Source organism: Paenibacillus sp. FSL K6-1096 (assembly GCF_037977055.1).
Taxonomy (GTDB): Bacteria; Bacillota; Bacilli; order Paenibacillales; family Paenibacillaceae; genus Paenibacillus_AQ.
The window spans coordinates 7,161,395-7,178,913 of record NZ_CP150274.1 but is presented as its reverse complement, the minus strand read 5'-3'; the positions used below and the strand labels follow the sequence as shown (position 1 = coordinate 7,178,913).

At 53.5% G+C, this 17,519-nt stretch carries 14 protein-coding genes; 1 reads left to right on the top strand and 13 read right to left on the bottom strand.

Features of this window, described 5'->3' with window-relative positions:
* Positions 1-8: 8 nt before the first annotated feature.
* The 10 genes from MHI24_RS31470 to MHI24_RS31425 all read right to left on the bottom strand — a co-directional run bounded on the left by MHI24_RS31470 (position 9) and on the right by MHI24_RS31425 (position 14,364).
* Positions 9-1,004: a hypothetical protein gene (locus MHI24_RS31470; RefSeq protein WP_340023488.1), complete on the bottom strand. Its 996-nt coding sequence runs from the start codon at positions 1,002-1,004 to the stop codon at positions 9-11.
* Between the two features lie 35 nt (positions 1,005-1,039).
* Entirely contained in the window at positions 1,040-3,502 is a 2,463-nt protein-coding gene (locus MHI24_RS31465; protein WP_340023487.1) for a family 78 glycoside hydrolase catalytic domain, read from the bottom strand.
* 81 nt (positions 3,503-3,583) lie between these two features.
* Positions 3,584-5,011, bottom strand: coding sequence for a hypothetical protein (locus tag MHI24_RS31460; RefSeq protein ID WP_340023486.1), 1,428 nt, complete (start codon positions 5,009-5,011; stop codon positions 3,584-3,586).
* Between the two features lie 141 nt (positions 5,012-5,152).
* Positions 5,153-6,037: a carbohydrate ABC transporter permease gene (locus MHI24_RS31455; RefSeq protein WP_340023485.1), complete on the bottom strand. Its 885-nt coding sequence runs from the start codon at positions 6,035-6,037 to the stop codon at positions 5,153-5,155.
* A 5-nt stretch (positions 6,038-6,042) separates the two neighbouring features.
* Positions 6,043-6,975, bottom strand: coding sequence for a sugar ABC transporter permease (locus tag MHI24_RS31450; RefSeq protein WP_340023484.1), 933 nt, complete (start codon positions 6,973-6,975; stop codon positions 6,043-6,045).
* Positions 6,976-7,116: 141 nt separating this feature from the next.
* Positions 7,117-9,219, bottom strand: a complete 2,103-nt coding sequence (locus tag MHI24_RS31445; protein WP_340023483.1) for a hypothetical protein — start codon at positions 9,217-9,219, stop codon at positions 7,117-7,119.
* A complete protein-coding gene (locus MHI24_RS31440) occupies positions 9,212-11,857 on the bottom strand; it encodes a glycoside hydrolase family 2 TIM barrel-domain containing protein (protein ID WP_340023482.1) in 2,646 nt (881 codons plus the stop codon). The genes MHI24_RS31445 and MHI24_RS31440 overlap by 8 nt, the downstream gene beginning before the upstream one ends.
* A gap of 274 nt (positions 11,858-12,131) precedes the next feature.
* Entirely contained in the window at positions 12,132-12,743 is a 612-nt protein-coding gene (locus tag MHI24_RS31435) for a sugar O-acetyltransferase (RefSeq protein WP_340026852.1), read from the bottom strand.
* A 33-nt stretch (positions 12,744-12,776) separates the two neighbouring features.
* Positions 12,777-13,469, bottom strand: coding sequence for a bacillithiol biosynthesis deacetylase BshB2 (gene bshB2, locus MHI24_RS31430; RefSeq protein ID WP_340023481.1), 693 nt, complete (start codon positions 13,467-13,469; stop codon positions 12,777-12,779).
* 22 nt (positions 13,470-13,491) lie between these two features.
* Positions 13,492-14,364 (bottom strand): LysR family transcriptional regulator, encoded by an 873-nt coding sequence (locus MHI24_RS31425; protein WP_340023480.1) that lies wholly within the window; start codon positions 14,362-14,364, stop codon positions 13,492-13,494.
* A gap of 110 nt (positions 14,365-14,474) precedes the next feature.
* On the opposite strand from MHI24_RS31425, the gene MHI24_RS31420 reads away from it, so the two are divergent.
* Positions 14,475-15,875 carry an MFS transporter gene (locus MHI24_RS31420; RefSeq protein ID WP_340023479.1) on the top strand — a complete coding sequence of 467 codons (1,401 nt, stop codon included), beginning with the start codon at positions 14,475-14,477 and terminating at the stop codon, positions 15,873-15,875.
* Positions 15,876-15,896: 21 nt separating this feature from the next.
* On the opposite strand, the gene MHI24_RS31415 is transcribed toward MHI24_RS31420, so the two are convergent.
* The 3 genes from MHI24_RS31415 to bshB2 (MHI24_RS31405) are packed head-to-tail and all read right to left on the bottom strand — an operon-like array spanning position 15,897 to position 17,519.
* Positions 15,897-16,205: a hypothetical protein gene (locus MHI24_RS31415; RefSeq protein ID WP_340023478.1), complete on the bottom strand. Its 309-nt coding sequence runs from the start codon at positions 16,203-16,205 to the stop codon at positions 15,897-15,899.
* A gap of 54 nt (positions 16,206-16,259) precedes the next feature.
* The gene (locus MHI24_RS31410) at positions 16,260-16,802 is read right to left on the bottom strand and encodes a GNAT family protein (protein WP_340023477.1); all 543 of its coding nucleotides are present in this window, start codon (positions 16,800-16,802) and stop codon (positions 16,260-16,262) included.
* A 15-nt stretch (positions 16,803-16,817) separates the two neighbouring features.
* The gene (gene bshB2 / locus MHI24_RS31405) at positions 16,818-17,519 is read right to left on the bottom strand and encodes a bacillithiol biosynthesis deacetylase BshB2 (protein ID WP_340026851.1); all 702 of its coding nucleotides are present in this window, start codon (positions 17,517-17,519) and stop codon (positions 16,818-16,820) included.

Below are 17,519 nucleotides of genomic sequence, written 5' to 3'. Positions count from 1 at the left end.
TTCACAGCTTACTCTTTCATCGTTGAATTGATCTTCAGGTACAGCTGGTTAAGCGGATTCACAATACTGCCGCTCAGCATAGAAATCAGCAGCCACAACAATATGAATATTGCGGTGTTCAATGCCAGCATTACATATTTGAACAACCGCAGCTCTGCGTTCATGCCGTCGGCAGAAATATAGGTGACAATCTGATCCTCTGAACCGGGCAGCGGATAGAGCAGAATCAGGCCGTCTGCGGTTTCGCGCTCCTTTGAGTCCGTTCCATCCAAGCTGCTCTTCCCCATTGCGGCCAGCGCAGCTCCGATTTCCTGAAGGTGCAGCAGAGGCATATCCGCTGCCTTCAACAGCTCCCCGTTTCCCTTCAGCAGGTAGACTTCATTCTCTCCGTAGATCGAATTCTTATCCGACAGGTAGAAGCTGTACAGCTTGCCAATCTCCACTTCAAGAGAGAGCAAACCAAGAAAGCGTCCTCCCGGATCCTGAATTTTCACTTCAAGCAGCAGACGGTCACGCAGATCTGCAGGCGCAGTCATCAATTGTTCTCGGTTCAGAACCGTCCAGCGTAAATCCTGCTCCGAATCTCCCAGGAATTGCTTCATTCCAGGGTCCTTCTTAATCTCGGTAAAGGGAAGCAGTCCCGACACATTGCTGGAAGAATAAGCTATCCCTGCTTCACCCCAAATATAAATGCCGAGTATATCGCTGCTGGAAGAACGTATACCTTCCAGTATAGGTGAGATGGCCCCGTCATACGCCGGTTTCTTGAGTGCATGTTGCACCACCTGATTATTGGAGATCAGCTTGGAGGTCTCTTCCAGCCAGTTCATGAACAGCAGTGTATTCTTATGCTGCTGCCCGGTGTACTGGACGGACAGCTGCCTGAGCATATCGTGGCTCCTGTGCTCCATATTGCGGTACAGAATGAAGCTTGAAGCAGAGATATAGACTGCTATGAACAGCACCAGGACGAGGCGGATATTTCGGCCGAACGATCTGAACATAGGACTTCCTCATCCCCTCGGTTTTTGAAATAAGACTAGCAGTTCGAGCCGCTAATGTCGATCTCTACTTCAAGCAAACCGGCAGCCGTCCTCTGCACTTCTCCGTTAGGCAGAATTATCGTAATCGCTGAACCGGCTGCCCAGACTGCCTCCATGCGGAACACTTTGCTCCCGGCTTCAGTAATAATCTCCCAGCTCACGGTTATAAGCCCCAGATCTGTGCTCACAGCTCCGCTTGCGTATTGCAGCTCTCCGCAATGAGGCTGCAAGATGATTCTACCTAATTCCTGCCGGACCCCTAATATTCCTCTGGTGAATTCTGTAATCGGCAGTGCGCTCCAGGCATGGCAGTCGCTTCTGGTGTCTGCAGAGTCAATCTCGGGAAGCGTAGTCAGACCCAGCTCAAGCTGCCTCATCCAGCGTGCCCATAGCCCGAAAGACCAGTCATACTTCCCGCTGAGCTCCAGCGCGCGGAACAGATAATAACTCATCGGCAGCGAGAGCTTCGCCATCGACGTATCAGTCAGTACCGCTTGCAGCAGAGCCTCTCCCTCTGCAGCAGACACAGTACCCGCAAGCACTGCCCAGACCTGCGTGTGTTGGCTGAGCTGCACCTTTGATCCCGCCTCCGGGCTGTCGCGGAAGAGCAGACCGTCCGTATGACGGCAATGATCCAGCACCGCAGCGTTAACTGCTGCCTTGCGCTGGTGCAGCTCTGCGGCAATCTGGGTCCAACCGCCGGCTTCCAGCAGCTCAGCCGCTTGCCCCAGCGTAAAAGCATACATCAGACTCAAAAGGGTGGCCGGTGCCTGATTCGTGCACTCCGGTGCGCCGAGCGGCCATTCAGCAACCCAATCGTAATAATTCCAGTATTCGCGCGGAGTCCGGCCGACCAGTCCTTGCGGTGTCAAGCGCTGATCGAACCAGTCCAGTACCGAGAGCATGGCTGGCCGGTAATGCTTCACCAGAGCATAATCCCTGAAGGACCTGTAGTGGTCATGAATCATTCCGATCCAGTACAGGGAGAAGGAGGGAATAACCTGCGGCAGCACTGAGGGGTAGCGGCTTTGCAGCATCCCGCTTGGCAGCTGTGAGGCTCTGTAATCCTCCATGGCCCTGCGGGCCAGCCTGTCGTCTCCCGACAGCAGGTATGTGAATTGCATCATCAGCTTGGTATCCATCGTATATTGAAGCTGTTCATAATATGGAGTGTCCTCATAGGTCTCGTGCATACAGCGTCTTAGCGTCCGCACACTCAACTCCCAGAGGCGGTTATACCGTTCATCAGAGCAATGGAAGCTTCCTTGCAGCTGGAGCGGATATCCGGTCTCCGTATAGCTGATTCCGGTTATTCTCAGCGGTTCGGTTCCGGCATGTACCTCCAGCCTTACGTAGCGGAAGGTACGGAACCAGAACGGCTCATATATTTCCTCCTGAACTGCTGTACCGTAACCGGCCGGCTGGTAGCTGTCGTGACCGCCACGTAATACCTGCTCCCTCATATCATCGCGGACCGCTTTCCGGCGGATTTCTTCATTCCCTGTCTCATCTTCGTAGCATTCGGCATATTGGAGTGTAATGACGCTGCCGATTCCGCCCTGTAGCTTAAGCTGCGGATATCCGGTGGTCAGCTCGCCTGCATCCAGCTCCAGCCAGAGCTGCTCTCCCGCCTGGACCAGTACTCCTTCATCAGCCGCTGCAACAGAAGAGAAAGTGCATCCGGCTCCGCTCTTCAGTTCCAGACTATGTCCAGCCTTGAAAAGGGCATCGCCCGCCCCGAAGCTGCTGCGCATCAGCTTCAGAAAGCAATGTTCCTGCTCATAGAGCAGCGGAATGGGACGCCGGGCCAGCTGCCAGGGGGTGAGCTGACCGTATTCATCCCTTACCGGCTGTACGATCCGGGCAGCACTCCAGGCACTGTCGTCATATCCCGGCAACGTCCATTCCCGGAGTGCCGGGTCTCCGGCCGTCTCCTCCAATCCGCCCATCCAGCGCATGACCGGAAACGGGCGGAGCCGGTAGCCAGTATCCCGGAAGCATGTCCAGGAGTTATCCGTAAGCAGCTCCTGCACAAGCTGCCCGTCTGCCGTAATCTCCGCTTCTACGAGCAGACCGCCTTGCTGTGAACGCCATACTGATATTGGACCGTCTTCCCCCATTTCAAAGGGGGAGGTCCCGGCATAATGAACCACTGTAACACCAATGACATTAATTCCCGGCTGCAGAACCCCCTCCAGGCTGAATTCCTCGTAATAGTGTACATGCGCATGCCCTTTACACGGACCGGTCCACAGGCGCTGCCCATTGACGAATAGCCTGTAGCGGCTGTCTCCGGTAATGGCCATATTCAAGCTGTAGGCCTTCTCCGTACCTGCTGGCAGTTCAAACACCCGGCGGAAATACACCCGCTCATGCCGCGCTTCCCTGCACTTAGCTTCCTGCTCTTCCCTCAGCCAGATCCAGCGGGCGCTCCAGTCTCCCCATTCTTTTGCTGCCATGATATCCCCTAACTCCTTTCACCTCAAGTGGAAACGGCATCGCCGCCCTTCAGAAGGACGGCGCCGGTGTTTGACTGCGTGTTATTTTACTTTGTCGAGATAATCCCGTTGAAATTCTTCAGCCGCCTTATTCAGAATCTCTTGCGGATCTGCATCTTTGTCTGTAAGCACGGTTTGCAGCACAATATCCAGCTTTTGATACAATTCCTGGGCATTCACGGGCTCCTCCGCCCGCATCCCCTTGCTGCCGTTATCCATATAATCACGGAACAAGTCCAGATTCACGTTGTTGTATTTGTCGAGAATCTTCTGTTCCTCACCAATACGCTTCTCATCGGTCCAGATCCGCAGCCCGTAAGGGCCTACGATCAGTCCCTGATCGCTGAGTGTCTTCTTCTCAATATCCCAGCCGGTCAGAGCCTCCTCAGATGATTCCGGTGTGAACCCGTAGGTCTTCAGCCATTTGAATCCGGCATCAATCTGCTCCGGTGTTACATTTGGCGAGAACATATACAGGCCGCCCCCCAGCAGGGTAACAGGTTGTCCAACCGGTCCTACAGGGAGTGCTGACATGGCGATATTGTCCTTGGACATCTTGGTCTGCTGCTGGATGACCGGAGTCCAGTCGTTGGTGCCGAAACCCATGGCAACCTGATCGGTGCCGAACATACGGAACATGTCATTGGTGACATCCACCAGATTGTTATCTGGCAGCACATCATACTTCCATTTCAAATCCTTCACATATTGCAGAGCTGCAGCAGCCTCGGGTGAATTGAATACCGCCTTCCATTTACCGTCAATCTGTTTCTCGAATTCAGCGCCGTAAGCCCAGGCAATATTCATGAACATCCAGCCGCCCTGGCCGCTCTTCGTAGGCAGGAACATCCCGGCCTTTCCGGTCTTTTGCTTGATGATCTGCGCGGTCTCCGCCAGCTCCTCATACGTTGTGGGGAACTTCGGAATCCCCTTGTCATCCAGAAGCCCCGCTTCCTTGAAGAGGTTCACATTGTACAGCATGCCGATGACATAACCGTCCTTGGGAATCCCGTAATACTTGCCGTCCTTGGTCACCATTTTTAGAAGATCGGGGTTAATGGCCCGGTCATATCCATACTTCTTCATCGTGTCCGTGATATCCGCTGCGTAATTAGCTTTAATGATTTTGCTTGTTTCAGTGAAAAAGGTTTCATATACCGTTGGAAGCTGGCCACTCGCAGCTTTGGGCAGGAATGAGCTGACGTCATAGCCCCATTCATCCTTGTCCACAGTGATCTCCGGATAATTAGTCTTCATCTTCTCCATCAGCTGTTCATACTGGGCGATCTTGGCCTCCTCATTGGGCTTAGGCCAGTTGCTGACCTTAATCGTCACCTGTTTGCCGGCTGCTGCATTTCCGCTCCCGCCAATATTCACTTCATTGGAACCTCCGCAGCCGGCCAGTCCGGCAGAGAGAAGCAGCGTGACCGACAGTACTGCGGTTAGTCTCTTGTTGTGTGCCATTCTCAATGTAATTCCCCCTATGATTATTCTTATAGCAAAACCTTGCCCTTTGTAAAGCGCTTTCTTTGATTCCGAAATCATCTTACCATGCGTCCTCTGCAACGCCCTACTGGGCAAAACTGTGAAATGGTTTGTGATCGGATGACATTAACCTTTAATGCTGCCGCCGAGAGCTTGTCCGTTCATAATGAATCTTTGGAAGAAAATAAACAGCACAATTGGCGGCAGGATAGCAAACGTCAGGGCAATAAACTGAATGTCCTGCGGTAATGTCGCTTTCAAATTATAGATGGCCACAATTACTGACCAGGTCGATGTATCCTTCAGAACCATGAAGGGCCAAAAGAAATCCTGCCACACACTATTCATAGTAAGTATCGTAATTGTAGCCATGACCGGACTGCTAAGCGGAAGAATTACCCGGATGAAGATGCCGAGGGTGCTTGCCCCGTCTATCTTGGCCGCTTCCAGCAGCGCCTGTGGAATGGTGTCGAAGAAGTTCTTGAAGATCAGAATCACCACCGGATTCGCAGCAGCCATGAACCACATCGGCCAGAAGGTATTGGTCAGATTCAAATGCAGCAGCGGGAAATCAATCAGGTTCTTGAACAGCGGCACCATCCCCACCGTATTCGGAACCATCATCGTCCATACAATCAGAACGAACAGCAGTGCGCTCCCGCGTGGCTTCAGCTTAGAGAAGAAATACCCGGCCAGCCCGTTAAAGGTGAGACAGAACAATACAGAGCCGGCAGCCAGGCCGGCAGTATTCAGATAGTAAGTGAGAAAATTGAACTCCTGCCAGGTCTCCCACAGCTTGCCGATATCAAAGGTGCGGGGAATCAAGGTGGGCGGAATCGCATAGAACTCCTTAATGTCCTTCAGGCTTGAGAGCATGATCCATACCGGAGGCAGGATACAGACAGCGGCGAGCGCCAGCATAAGAATGAACAAGCTCCAGTACAACAGGCGCATCCAGGGTGAACTGTATTCTATATTGCCGATAATGCCGTAAGCTTCATTTGTTTTCATGGCTTCTACTCCCTGTTCAATTTCTTATCCAGCCTGAAATAAATAACGGTAAGCACCATCAGGACAAGAAAAGTAATAACCCCCAGCGCCATGGAGTGTCCTGCTTCAAAGCTCCGGAACGCATAATAATAGCTCTGCAGCATCAGCGTCATTGAGGCATTATTCGGTCCGCCCTCCGTCATCACCAGCGGTTCATTGAAGATCTGAAATACCCCGCTGATCTGCAGAATCATCATCAGTCCGATCATGCTGGAAATTTGCGGAAGAGTAATGCTGCTGAAGCGCCGCCATACACGGGCACCGTCGATCGACGCCGCTTCATACAGGTCACGGTTGATGCTCTGGAGGCTTGCCAGATAGAGCAGCACCGTCCCTCCGAAATTCCGCCAGGTGATCGTGAATACAATCAGCATAATGGTCATCTGCGGGTCCTGGAGCCATTGCTGTACCGGGAAGCCCAAGGCACTCAGCATCATATTCAGCACACCGCCCTGTCCGGGCTCAAACAGGAACATCCATAACATAGAGGCCGCAATACCGGGAACCATACTGGGAAAAAAGACGGAAAACCGGAAAAATGACTTCCCATGTCTGAGTTCATTAATTACAACAGCGACTATGATAGGGATGGCAAAGCCGATCAGCAGCGACCAGATGACATACAGAAATGAATTGGCCAGTGTCTGCTGAAACGCCGAATTCTGAATTACATCCTTGTAGTTCTGCAGTCCGGCAAAGCTTACAGCATTATAGCCCTCAGTGTTGAAGAAAGAGAGCACAATCCCTTTGACGAGCGGTTGCCAGGAAAAAAAGAAAAAGACAAACACTGTTGGTACTATCAGTATCCAGGATGACCAATCTCTGAACAGACGCTGCACCGGATTCCGGTTCTTCCTCTTAGCCATTAAAGGCTGTGGTTCAATCATTCTTCCAATCATGCTTCTGTCCTTCCTTCCTCCCGAAGCTGTTGATTCATTCGGGCCAGGGGTTGTATCGGTGTTATACCTACAGGATAGCGCTTCCTCCCGAAACCCGAAATCCGGTAACCCTGCGAAAGCGTTTGTAAAGCTACTTATTGCTCACGCTTCAGACAGCCCGCAGCCGATGCACTGAACAGCCGCTTCCGCACGGAAGGACTCGCTTGCCGGGTTGGGCTGCTCCTCCAGAACGCGGAGAACCGACTGCGGCTCTGCACCGGGCTGCGGTACCCGGGAAGGCGAGATCTCGGTCCAGCTCCGTTCACCCAGCAGCCTGTAGGACAACACGTACAGATAATACCCTGTGCTTAACCGTTCAGTGGAGGGGCTTATCCCATCCTGCCACGAGCACACTTCAAGGGGATGTCCCTTCTCCGGCAAGAACCCGCACGCCAGGCTGATGCGCTTATTACGGATCACCTGCTTGTTCTGTTCCCAGGCCTGCTGGTCCAGCCTGTCCAGCTCCAGCCGGTACTCCATGCCTTGCTCTCCATACAGTGTCCAGGCTACCGGGCTGCCTTCGGGTACGAACTTCGGTGCCTCCAGAAAAACAGGCTGACGTTCCGGACTAAACCGTTCCGCCTGTTCCCATTCTCCTGCAGCCGGACTTCGTCTGCGGTAATGAATCGTTCCTGAGAATTCAAGCTCCTGATCCTGCAGCAGCGCCTTCAGGCATTGGGCTGCCTGTTCATAAAGATCCGTACAGTTGTTATGGCCGAAACGGTAGCCAATCTCATGCCGCAGCGGAATGCCATAGCTTCGGGCCAAAGCAGCATAAGCAAAGCTGAAGCGGCTCAAAGTGAAGGCATCATGTGTCCCGTGGTTGATCAGCAGCTTCGTACCGCTCGCCTTCAGTCCCGACAGGAAGAACTCGGACTCCAGACCGGCAGCTTCTTTCATACGTCCGGTGTCGCCTTCACCTGTTAAAGTCCACAGAAGCGTCTCAACCGCGTTACAGCCGGTCTCCGGATGCCGCCAGTTATGCTTCCAGATGTCACGGTAACCGGTGTCCGCCTCTGCTACATGCCAGATCAGCGGACAGGGGCCATCCGCATGCTCGCGGGAAAACCCGTTAAGAATCAGCGGCGGTGCGTAGCATAGTGTATAACGTACCCGGTAAGGCAACCGATATGGGTTGCCTCCGGCCAGCAGTGCAGTCAATCCGCCGCGTGAACCTCCTACAGCCACTACCCGCTCTGCATCGCCGTCATAGCGGTCCCGGGCTCTGGCAATTGCCGCCCCGATGCCCCCGTAGACTGAGCCCTGCAGAGAACGGCTTCCGATGTAGCCTCCTCCGTTCCAGAGAATGCCAACCGCTCCCCTGCCCGTGCTGGCGAGCGTCTTCCCTATAATCTCCAGAAAGGAAGGACCCACTGTACTGAAGGTATTCTCATTGGCGTCGTAATACCCATTGAACAGCAGCGGATAACGATTGGAGTTCGCCGGATCCCAATAAGGCGGGAGAAGATAGGAAGCCAGGCTGTGCCGGTCCTCCGAAACCAGCAGACTGTTGCTGATCAGCTGGAATACTGGTGCATCAACTACCAGCGCTCCTTCCTCTCTGGATTCATTAATGAAAACCACAGGATATCCAAAGCTCTTGAGCATACGGTCACTCAAGGATACAGCAACCAAATCATCGACTGCATACAGACTGTAGCGGTCCCCGATGTAGTGCTCGTATTGCGGAGTTTTCAGCGTTCTCTCCGATCCATCTTCCCCAAACAGCTCATAATCTGCAGTGTTATATACATAAGGGCTGTCCTCATCGGTGTTATAGAGCCTTATATGCTCAGAAACAACCTGCTTCCCCGCTTCGTCCATGCGCAGCGTTCCAATACCGTCTGTTCCACCATAGCGGAACCTGCCTCTTCCCGCTGCTGAATGGTTATCCCAGTGCGTTACGACAGGGAACATATTGGTAAGCAGCGGGCTGACAAGCACGAATACAGCTTCTGCAGCATTACTGTTCCCTGCTGTTGCTTCAGCTTCAACGGTATCTTCATACAGTGTGGACCACCTTGCGTTAAGGTAGGTCACTTCGCCGCCGTGCTGACAGGCCAGCTTCAGAATGGAGTGATGCCATCTTAAATAATCCGCCACTGCCCGGCTAACCGGAATGGTGACGGGCTCAAGCCCGCCGTTCTGAACGTACCGGCTTAGCGGTACGAATGGCCCTGGTACAAAACACAATGGTTCACCCATGATTCTTATGTCCTCCCTCCAGTATGCTTGTGCCTTGGGCACTCAGGAACGAATGGAATTGAACATTTGGCAAGTCATCCGAGATGCTGTGATTCTCCCCTGCCAGGAATCCTCCCGCCTGCTTTGGTGTACAGATCACACTCACCGTTCTTGCCTCACCCGGGAACAAGGTCAGGAACTGTTCTTCTGCTTCCATCCAGTAGCGGTTCCCCTCCTCTTGGGCATGTACGTGAAGGAGCACTTCACTGCCTATATTCAATACTGTGAAGCAGGCTTGCAGACTCAGCTCTCCGCTATCAGTGGGCAGCCACCTGTTCTCCTGGCGCACCTGAAGATTGCCGCCTGCAAGCGATAACGCCGGCGCGTACAGATGCTGCCTGGCGGTAGAGAATAAATATATATTCTGCTGGGGTTCAGCTTCACCGTTCACCAAGGTCAATCGGATGAAATATAACCGGTCCTCCTGCTCAGGTACTGTGAAATTCAGGCTCCCGGCGCACACTGCCCGGTCTCTGTCTCCCCGGGTGACGAATCGTTGCCGGTGCAGGCACCGGCCCGCTGCATCCAGGACTACCGCCTCCGCTTCAAGCTTGCCCCCTTCCCAGCCATGTATATATACATCTCCATGGAAAGCGGTACCGGGTGTAAGCAGCAGGCTCCGGTAGTCCAGTGATACATGCAGCGGGCGGAAGGCCATCTTCATCCAGTGGTAGGCCATCTTCGGTTCACCATAATAATCGACCAGATTGGTACAGGACACGTTCGGCCAAGGTTCGTTGAGCTGCCAGACAATACTTCCGCTGTTTCGGAATTTGCGCCGCCGGTTGGCCTCCAGCACGAAGCGGATTCCCTCGGCCTGAATCCACTGGCTGCAGGCGGAGAATTGCGCCAGATCCGTCAGGCTGCCGAATATTTCTTCATCCCGGCTCAGCGTATCCCACCACTCCCCGTGATGTCTCCAGACTGCACTATTCTCCATAGAGACCGGCTGGCGGTTGTCTGTACCCAGGAATTTCTCCAGACTCTTGAGTGAACTCAGCCCGTCTGCCCCGAATTCACTGTGCAGCAGATTGTCGTTGCTGCCGTATAACTCGTAGTGATACGGGTTCCCCATATACTTCCAATGACCATGAACATCATGTCCCTGCCCCTTAGTCTCCGTAATATACTCCACCGGTCCGGAAGCCGAGGTTGGGAGAAACAGCCGCTGCGGATCGTTCTGCCCGACCAGCTCCATCAGCATTGCCAGATTGGAATCGCTTATGTCCGACGGCTTGTTCGGCTCGCTCATTAACTCATTTCCGCCGCTCCATATCGTCAAGGCGACATGATTGCGCTTCACACAGAGTGCGGAGCGGGCAGACCTATGCAGCAGCTCAAGGAATTCCGGGCGCTTGGAAGGTATATTATCAATCCCCGAGCTCGACTGGATGAATTCCTGCCAGACCATAATGCCATTGGCATCACATAGGTCGTAGAAGACCTCCTTCTCAATGATCCCGCCGCCCCACACCCGGACAAGATTAACGTGAGCCGCTTTCATTAGACGGACCATCAGCTGATACTGCTCAACGGATACATTGCCGTAGAGATGGTCCAGAGGTGTCATATTCACCCCTTTCATATAGATCCTGCGGCCGTTTATGACCACTGTATAGGGCAGAGCATTGTCAGGACTGTCAACGTTGCGGATATACTCAAGCCTGCGGATTCCGGTTCTGATCACCCGTGTATCCAGCGGCTTCCCGTCTTCATCCAGCAGCTTCAGTTCAAGGCTGTAGAGCGGCTGTGCCCCGTAACCGTTCGGATACCATAGCTCAGGTTCAGGGACATCAAGAATGGTCTTGAGCAGCGTGCCGGCACAGACGGGATGCGTCTGCATCAGCAGCTGATTACCTACGGGATCAGCGCAGGTAATCTGCGCCATCAGTTTCCGGGCAGGTTCTGCTCCAGTCATGCTTAGGACGGCAGCCTGTATTTCAATACTTCCAGTTGCCTTAGTGCTGCCGTCCTCTTCAAACTCTGCATGGGTTGTGATGGACATTTCGCCCCATGAGCAATCCTCATGTATCCTTAGCAATACATCATCCCAGATTCCGGCGTTAACCAGCCGGGTTGAGAAATCCCACTTATAATTGAAACGGCTTTTCTGCGTGAAGGTGGCCGAGGTTTTGCCGATTTGCCCCATTTCATCGGGTGCCTGCTTCAGAAGCACAGATATCACCAGATTCTCTCTAACGGAGAGCAGCTCTGTGACATCAAACACAGCCGGCTCAAACATTCCCTTATGCTCCCCAAGCAGGATATGATCAGCGTATACCGCCGCTTCATAATCAAGCCCCTGAAAGACCAGCTCCATTCTGGCCCCCTTCAACTCTGGTTGCTGCAGGGTCATACGGTACACCCACCAGCGGTTCTCTACCCATTCGCAGCTCAAACTGTTCAAATCTTCATAGGGATTGGGAATCCAGCCCTGTCTGTAGAGATCGTAATGAACTCCCCCCGGCACAGTTGCCGGCATCCAGTCGGTCACGCCCATTAGTTCCTGACCAAGCTCCATACTTGTACCCTTCAATGGCACCCAAGGCCAATAACCTTTAACTTCCCAGTTCATTTCATTCAACAGAATTTCTCTCATTATTCCGCTCCCCCAGACCCTGGTAATTTGACGCTGACTCTAACCAGGCACGGCTCTGGCACCAGCCCGTTAATACGCTTACAATCCGCAATGCGTAACGTTTCATACCAATGATAGCACCGGGCTTGCGAATCCGAAGGCCCCCAAATCTGTGAAATCGTTTGTTAATCTGCTTAATTCCCGCTAACCTATAGCTTCTTATCCTCAGACAATTGTTCACACCAAAAATGCCCCCAAACTGCATGGGAGCATTTCTCTTATATAGCCTTATCATCTACATGTAATCCGTAACGTCAAACTCCCGATCCTTGTAATAATATTTCCGGTCCTCCTCCGTGATCTCACGGATGACCCGGCACGGACTGCCTACGGCGATCATGTTATCAGGAATATCCTTCGTGACGACACTTCCGGCCCCGATGACGACATTGTTCCCGATGGTTACGCCCGGATTCACAATGACATTACCGCCGAGCCAGACATTATTGCCGATTGTGATACCGATGCCGTACTCATAGCCGGAATTTCTGGATTCCGGGTGGATCGGATGCCCGGCGGTATAGAGCGAGACATTCGGAGCGAACATCACGTTATCGCCGATAACCACCTTGCCTACATCGAGAATCGTACAGTTGAAATTGGCATAGAAGTTATTGCCCACACTGATGTTGCTTCCATAATCGCAGCGGAAGGGTGCTTCAATATGTACAATCTCCCCAACCTGGCCGAAAAGCTTGCGGATTACCGCCTCCTGCTCCTCACGGGCATCGGGGCTCAGATTGTTGAACTGATGAACCAGCCGCCGCGCAGCTGTCCGTTCCTCAATTAATCCGTCGAGCCATGCTTTATAAGGTAGCTCTGCGAGCATTCGCTCTTTCTGATTCATAGGATTCATATCTATTGTTCCTACCTTCTCTTATTATTGTGCATCCAGAGCATCCAGTGGATACGTCCAGAAGGCTTCCTGCCCGTAACGGAGCAGGATCTCCTGTTCCGTCAGCTCCTGGCTGCCGACAAGCTCGGCCGCCTGATATTGCGAACGGTGGGAGCGGATCGAGGCCATCTTCTTGTCCAGGAATGCAGTGACATCGACATGTACATCCGGGAGGCCGATATGCTCCTCATGGCCGATGGAGAAGGCGCAACAATGGACAACCGGGCGGGCAGCGGCAGGCAGACGATGGACTGCCCGGATGACCGCCGCTCCGGTGGCATCGTGGTCAGGATGTACGCTGTAACCCGGATAGAATGTAATGACAAGAGACGGAGCCAGCTCCTGAAGTAAGGACAATATTGTATCCTCCAGCAGGCGCGGGTCGTCGAACTCGATCATTTTATCGTGAAAGCCCATCATTCTTAGGTCCTGTATCCCGATAGCATGGCAGGAAGCACGCAGCTCCTCCCGGCGGATCTCCGGTAAGGTTACCCGGTTCGCGAAGGGAGGAATCCCCATATTCCGCCCCATCTCCCCGAGCGTCAGGCAGGCATAGGTCACTTCAGTGCCAAGCTCAATATACTTCGCCAGTGTGCCAGCCGCTGTAAACGCCTCATCGTCAGGATGCGGGAACACTACCAATATGCGCTTGTGTTCTGTAATCTGTGTGTCGTTCATAGATTCATTCCTCCCGGTGACATTATAGCTTAGCGAAATACCCGATAACAACCTCACGGAAAATCAGACCCGCCTGTGAAATATAGCGGTTCTTATGCCATAACAAAGCAATTTCCCTAACCAGCCTCTGGTCCTCCAGCGGAATCAGACGGATATGTTCCTGCGTATTCCTCGCTGTACCCGGTATGAAGGCCAGGCCGATTCCGGCTTCCACCAGGTCAATCAAGCGGGCCGGTTCATCTCCCTCATAGACATAGCGTGGCAGGAAGCCTGAAGCCTGGCAGACGGAATCCACCAAATCGCGAATCCCGTAGCCTTGCTTGACACCTACAAACCACTCATCCTTTAGCTCTATCAAGCAGAGGCTCTTACGGCCTGCCAGCGGGTGACCGGCGGGAACGGCAAGATAGATATAATCATTATAGACAACCTGACATTCCACATCCCCCCCTCTGACCGGTGGAGAGGATAGGCAGAAATCAACCTCTCCCCTCTGGAGAAGGGCAATCATCTCCTGCATGGGCAGCATTTGTACGTGAAAATGGATGTCCGGCAGCTTGCGGCGAAATGCCCGGAGGATACCGGGCAAGGTACTCGCGGTGGTGACCGCTAATTTAAGGGTGCTGGACTCCAGGCCGGACAGGTCCTTAAGCTCCTGTCTCCCCTGCTTAAGTTCAAACAGCGCCTTCTCCGCACGCGGAAGAAATCGGCGGCCCGGCTCGCTCAGCCGCAGCTTCCTCCCGCTCCGGTCGAATAAGGGGACTCCGAGATCCTCCTCCAGCCGTTGAATGGTCTTGCTCAGTGAGGATTGGGTGACATGCAGCCTGTGTGCAGCCTCGGTCATATGCTCCAGGCGGGCAACCGCGATGAAATACTCTAATTGAAGAAGCTCCATATCCGCCTCCATTCATTCCTTCAAGTCTATGAAATCATACCATGAAATGCGTTGGAGTAAATGACTCTTCTCCTGTACGATAACTGTACAGCACTTGAGGGGGAATAACAATGAATGCACGGAACTGGTGGTTAATGATATCCGTTGGGCTGGGTGTGATGCTGAACCCGCTTAACTCTTCGATGGTGGCAGTGGCGATTCCCGGGCTGCAGCAGGCATTCAAGCTTGAATTCACCGTGGTTTCCTGGATTATTTTTTCGTTCTATATAGGCAGCGCTATTGCCCAGCCTGTCATGGGCAGAGCGAGCGATATCTTCGGCCGCAGAAGAATTTTTCTGGCAGGACTGATGATCGTCTTCGCCGCCTCCCTGCTAACGCCTCTGTCTTCGGGCTTCGAAGCGCTCATCGTTCTGCGGGTTGTCCAATCGGTCGGCACCAGTATGGTGGTGGCTGTGGGAATGGCAATCATCCGGGTAAATATTACAGATAAGCAAGCTTCCGCGCTGTCTGTACTGTCTATGTTTACATCGGGAGCAGCGGCGGTAGGACCTTTTGTCGGCGGGGTACTGGTCCATGTATGGGGCTGGTCTTCCATCTTCTATATCAATCTTCCGTTTGTAACGGCGAGCTTCCTGTTAGCCTGGAAAACCATCCCCCAGGACAAGCCGCCAGCAGCTATAGCACCCAAGCTGTCCTTGCGTGAATGGATGAGCCGGATAGACGTACCTGGAATTCTGCTGTTCACTACCGGACTGGTGGCTGTGCTGGCACAGATGCTCTCCGCCAAGTCCTCCGGCCATGTCTCTCTGTTCAATATCATCACCGGTCTGGCCGGGGTCATCCTGCTTATCGTCTTCGTAAGACATGAGCTAAGAACAGCGATGCCCTTTATTCCGCTGCGTACCTTCGCCAAATCTCCCGGGCTGATCCGGGTCAATGCCGAATTTATGCTGGTTAATCTTTTATTCTATTCCGTCTTCTTCGGTCTGCCTTCTTATTTGCAGCTCGTTCGTCAGGTCAGTGAATTCCACACCGGGCTGCTGATGTTAAGCCTCGGTCTAAGCTCGCTCGCCGTTTCTCCGCTGGCCGGACGATGGATCGATGCCTCCGGGCCCCGGCCGGCGCAGGCCGTATCGGCTATCCTTATGACCATCGGGTCGGTGTGTATCGTACTGCTCAATCCGGTATCCCCGTTAATCAGCATCATTCTGGTTCTCGCCGCCTTCGGAATCAGCAACGGGCTGATCAATGTCGCTATGCAAGCAGCCTTGTTCAACCATTCGCCCAAAGAGCTGATTGGAGTCACCTCCGGCTTATTCAGCACCTCCAGATATTTCGGAACCATCCTTTCTTCCCTGCTGATCGGAATCGTTATGGGCAATTCGTTCAGCTTCAGGGGCTTCCAGGTGCTGGGGATGATCCTTACCGTGATTGCCCTGTGTCTGTTGATCATGTCCCGGCGGCATTCCAGCAAGCCCAAAGACTCCCGTCACAGTCCTGTTGACCGCTAGGGAGTGCTTGGAGGACGGGTCTTATCCCTCAGCCACATCAGCCCGCAGGTCCGCAGCGACCTCCAGCATCACCGGGATAATGGCTTCAACGGAGAGGGCCACATACAGATCGCCCATATAGTGCCGGAACGGGTACTCCGCGCCTTCGTGGCTCCACATGAAGAAATCTCCGTCAATCGACATTGTGCTCTCCGGTCCCTTTACGGTGAAGACCTCGGAATATCTGAAGCCGGGCTTACCGGCAAAATATTGCTTGCATTCCTCCAAGGTAATGGCTTGCTCTGCATTCTCTTCCTGCATCGAACGGGTAATACGTAAACGCTGGCTCATCGGTGATCCTCCACAATTTTAATATTTAAGCACATAATCCGTGCGTTAACTCCATTAACTAATATCCGCCGGGTTGATGATCGCGAGAATCTGGTGGTCCTTCCACACGCCGCGGATCTTCACATTCAGCCGGGCAATGCCTTCCTTGTGGAACCCTGCGTTCTCCAGCACACGGATGGAGCCGGGATTGTCCGGTGAAGCCTCCCCGGTAATCCGGTGGAACTTCAGCTCCCGGAAGGCATAGTCTACGACCTGCTTCACAGCCTCCGTCATATAGCCTTTACCGTTATAATCCTTGTCCAGGCTGTACCCGATCATGCAGCTCTGCAGCGGTCCCCGTACCACAAAAGACAGACTGACACTGCCGATAATCCGGCGGTCTGCTTTGTGAATCACCAGAAAATCGTAGCGGTCGTCTGCTGCCCGGTATTCTTCATATTGCGCAATTTTGCCGCGCTGATACTCTTCGGTATAGAATTCCTCGCTGATGTCGGGCGAATGCTCTTCAAAAAACGCCCGGTTGCGCCCATACATCTCCGTCAGCTCTGCGGCATCCTCAAGCACGGGGAAACGGATGTATACTCTTTGCTCTGTCATCTGCAAGCCTCCAATCTATTGGCAGCACAAGGCTGCTTCCTCCGGCTGTCCGGTCATTTCATCGAACCGGTAGGTCCAGAAGCGTTCCGTACCGTACTTGCCGCAGATTGCCGGATCGGTTGGCTTAAGGCCGCCTAGCACTTTCTCCTCCTGGAACTGGGTGCGGTGCGCCAGAATGGAGTTGATTTTGACCGTGATATACGGGGTTACATCCATGACTACATCGGCTGCCCCGATCCGCTGCTGATGGCCATTCGAGAAGGCGACACTATGTATGGCGGGACGCTCCGCAGCAGGCATCCGGGCAATCGTGCGGATCACCGCAGCGCCCGTGGCGTCATGGTCCGGATGCACACTGTAACCGGGATAGAACGTAATCACCAGCGACGGCGCAACCTCCGTGATGAGCGATCCGATACGCTGATCCAGCAGCGCCGGATCTTCGAATTCGATCATTTTATCATGGAAGCCGAGCATCCTCAGGTCCTGAATCCCAATAGCCTTGCAGGATGCGGCCAGCTCCTTCTTGCGGATCTCCGGCAGGGTAATACGGTTCGCGATCAGCGGAACACCCATATTGCGCCCCATCTCCCCGAGCGTAAGGCAGGCGTAAGTTACCTTGGAGCCCCTGGCAATATACCCCGCGAGTGTCCCGGATACGAAATAAGCTTCATCGTCGGGATGGGGCAGCACCACCAGGATGGTCTGATGCTCCAT

Excerpts from the sequence above, each read along its gene's own strand:
- MHI24_RS31470 (WP_340023488.1), bottom strand. The coding sequence starts at position 1,004 with ATGTTCAGATCGTTCGGCCGAAATATCCGCCTCGTCCTGGTGCTGTTC.
- MHI24_RS31465 (WP_340023487.1), bottom strand. The coding sequence starts at position 3,502 with ATGGCAGCAAAAGAATGGGGAGACTGGAGCGCCCGCTGGATCTGGCTG.
- MHI24_RS31455 (WP_340023485.1), bottom strand. The coding sequence starts at position 6,037 with ATGAAAACAAATGAAGCTTACGGCATTATCGGCAATATAGAATACAGT.
- MHI24_RS31450 (WP_340023484.1), bottom strand. The coding sequence starts at position 6,975 with ATGATTGGAAGAATGATTGAACCACAGCCTTTAATGGCTAAGAGGAAG.
- MHI24_RS31445 (WP_340023483.1), bottom strand. The coding sequence starts at position 9,219 with ATGGGTGAACCATTGTGTTTTGTACCAGGGCCATTCGTACCGCTAAGC.
- MHI24_RS31440 (WP_340023482.1), bottom strand. The coding sequence starts at position 11,857 with ATGAGAGAAATTCTGTTGAATGAAATGAACTGGGAAGTTAAAGGTTAT.
- MHI24_RS31435 (WP_340026852.1), bottom strand. The coding sequence starts at position 12,743 with ATGAATCAGAAAGAGCGAATGCTCGCAGAGCTACCTTATAAAGCATGG.
- bshB2 (WP_340023481.1), bottom strand. The coding sequence starts at position 13,469 with ATGAACGACACACAGATTACAGAACACAAGCGCATATTGGTAGTGTTC.
- MHI24_RS31425 (WP_340023480.1), bottom strand. The coding sequence starts at position 14,364 with ATGGAGCTTCTTCAATTAGAGTATTTCATCGCGGTTGCCCGCCTGGAG.
- MHI24_RS31420 (WP_340023479.1), top strand. The coding sequence starts at position 14,475 with ATGAATGCACGGAACTGGTGGTTAATGATATCCGTTGGGCTGGGTGTG.
- MHI24_RS31415 (WP_340023478.1), bottom strand. The coding sequence starts at position 16,205 with ATGAGCCAGCGTTTACGTATTACCCGTTCGATGCAGGAAGAGAATGCA.
- MHI24_RS31410 (WP_340023477.1), bottom strand. The coding sequence starts at position 16,802 with ATGACAGAGCAAAGAGTATACATCCGTTTCCCCGTGCTTGAGGATGCC.
- bshB2 (WP_340026851.1), bottom strand. The coding sequence starts at position 17,519 with ATGGAGCATCAGACCATCCTGGTGGTGCTGCCCCATCCCGACGATGAA.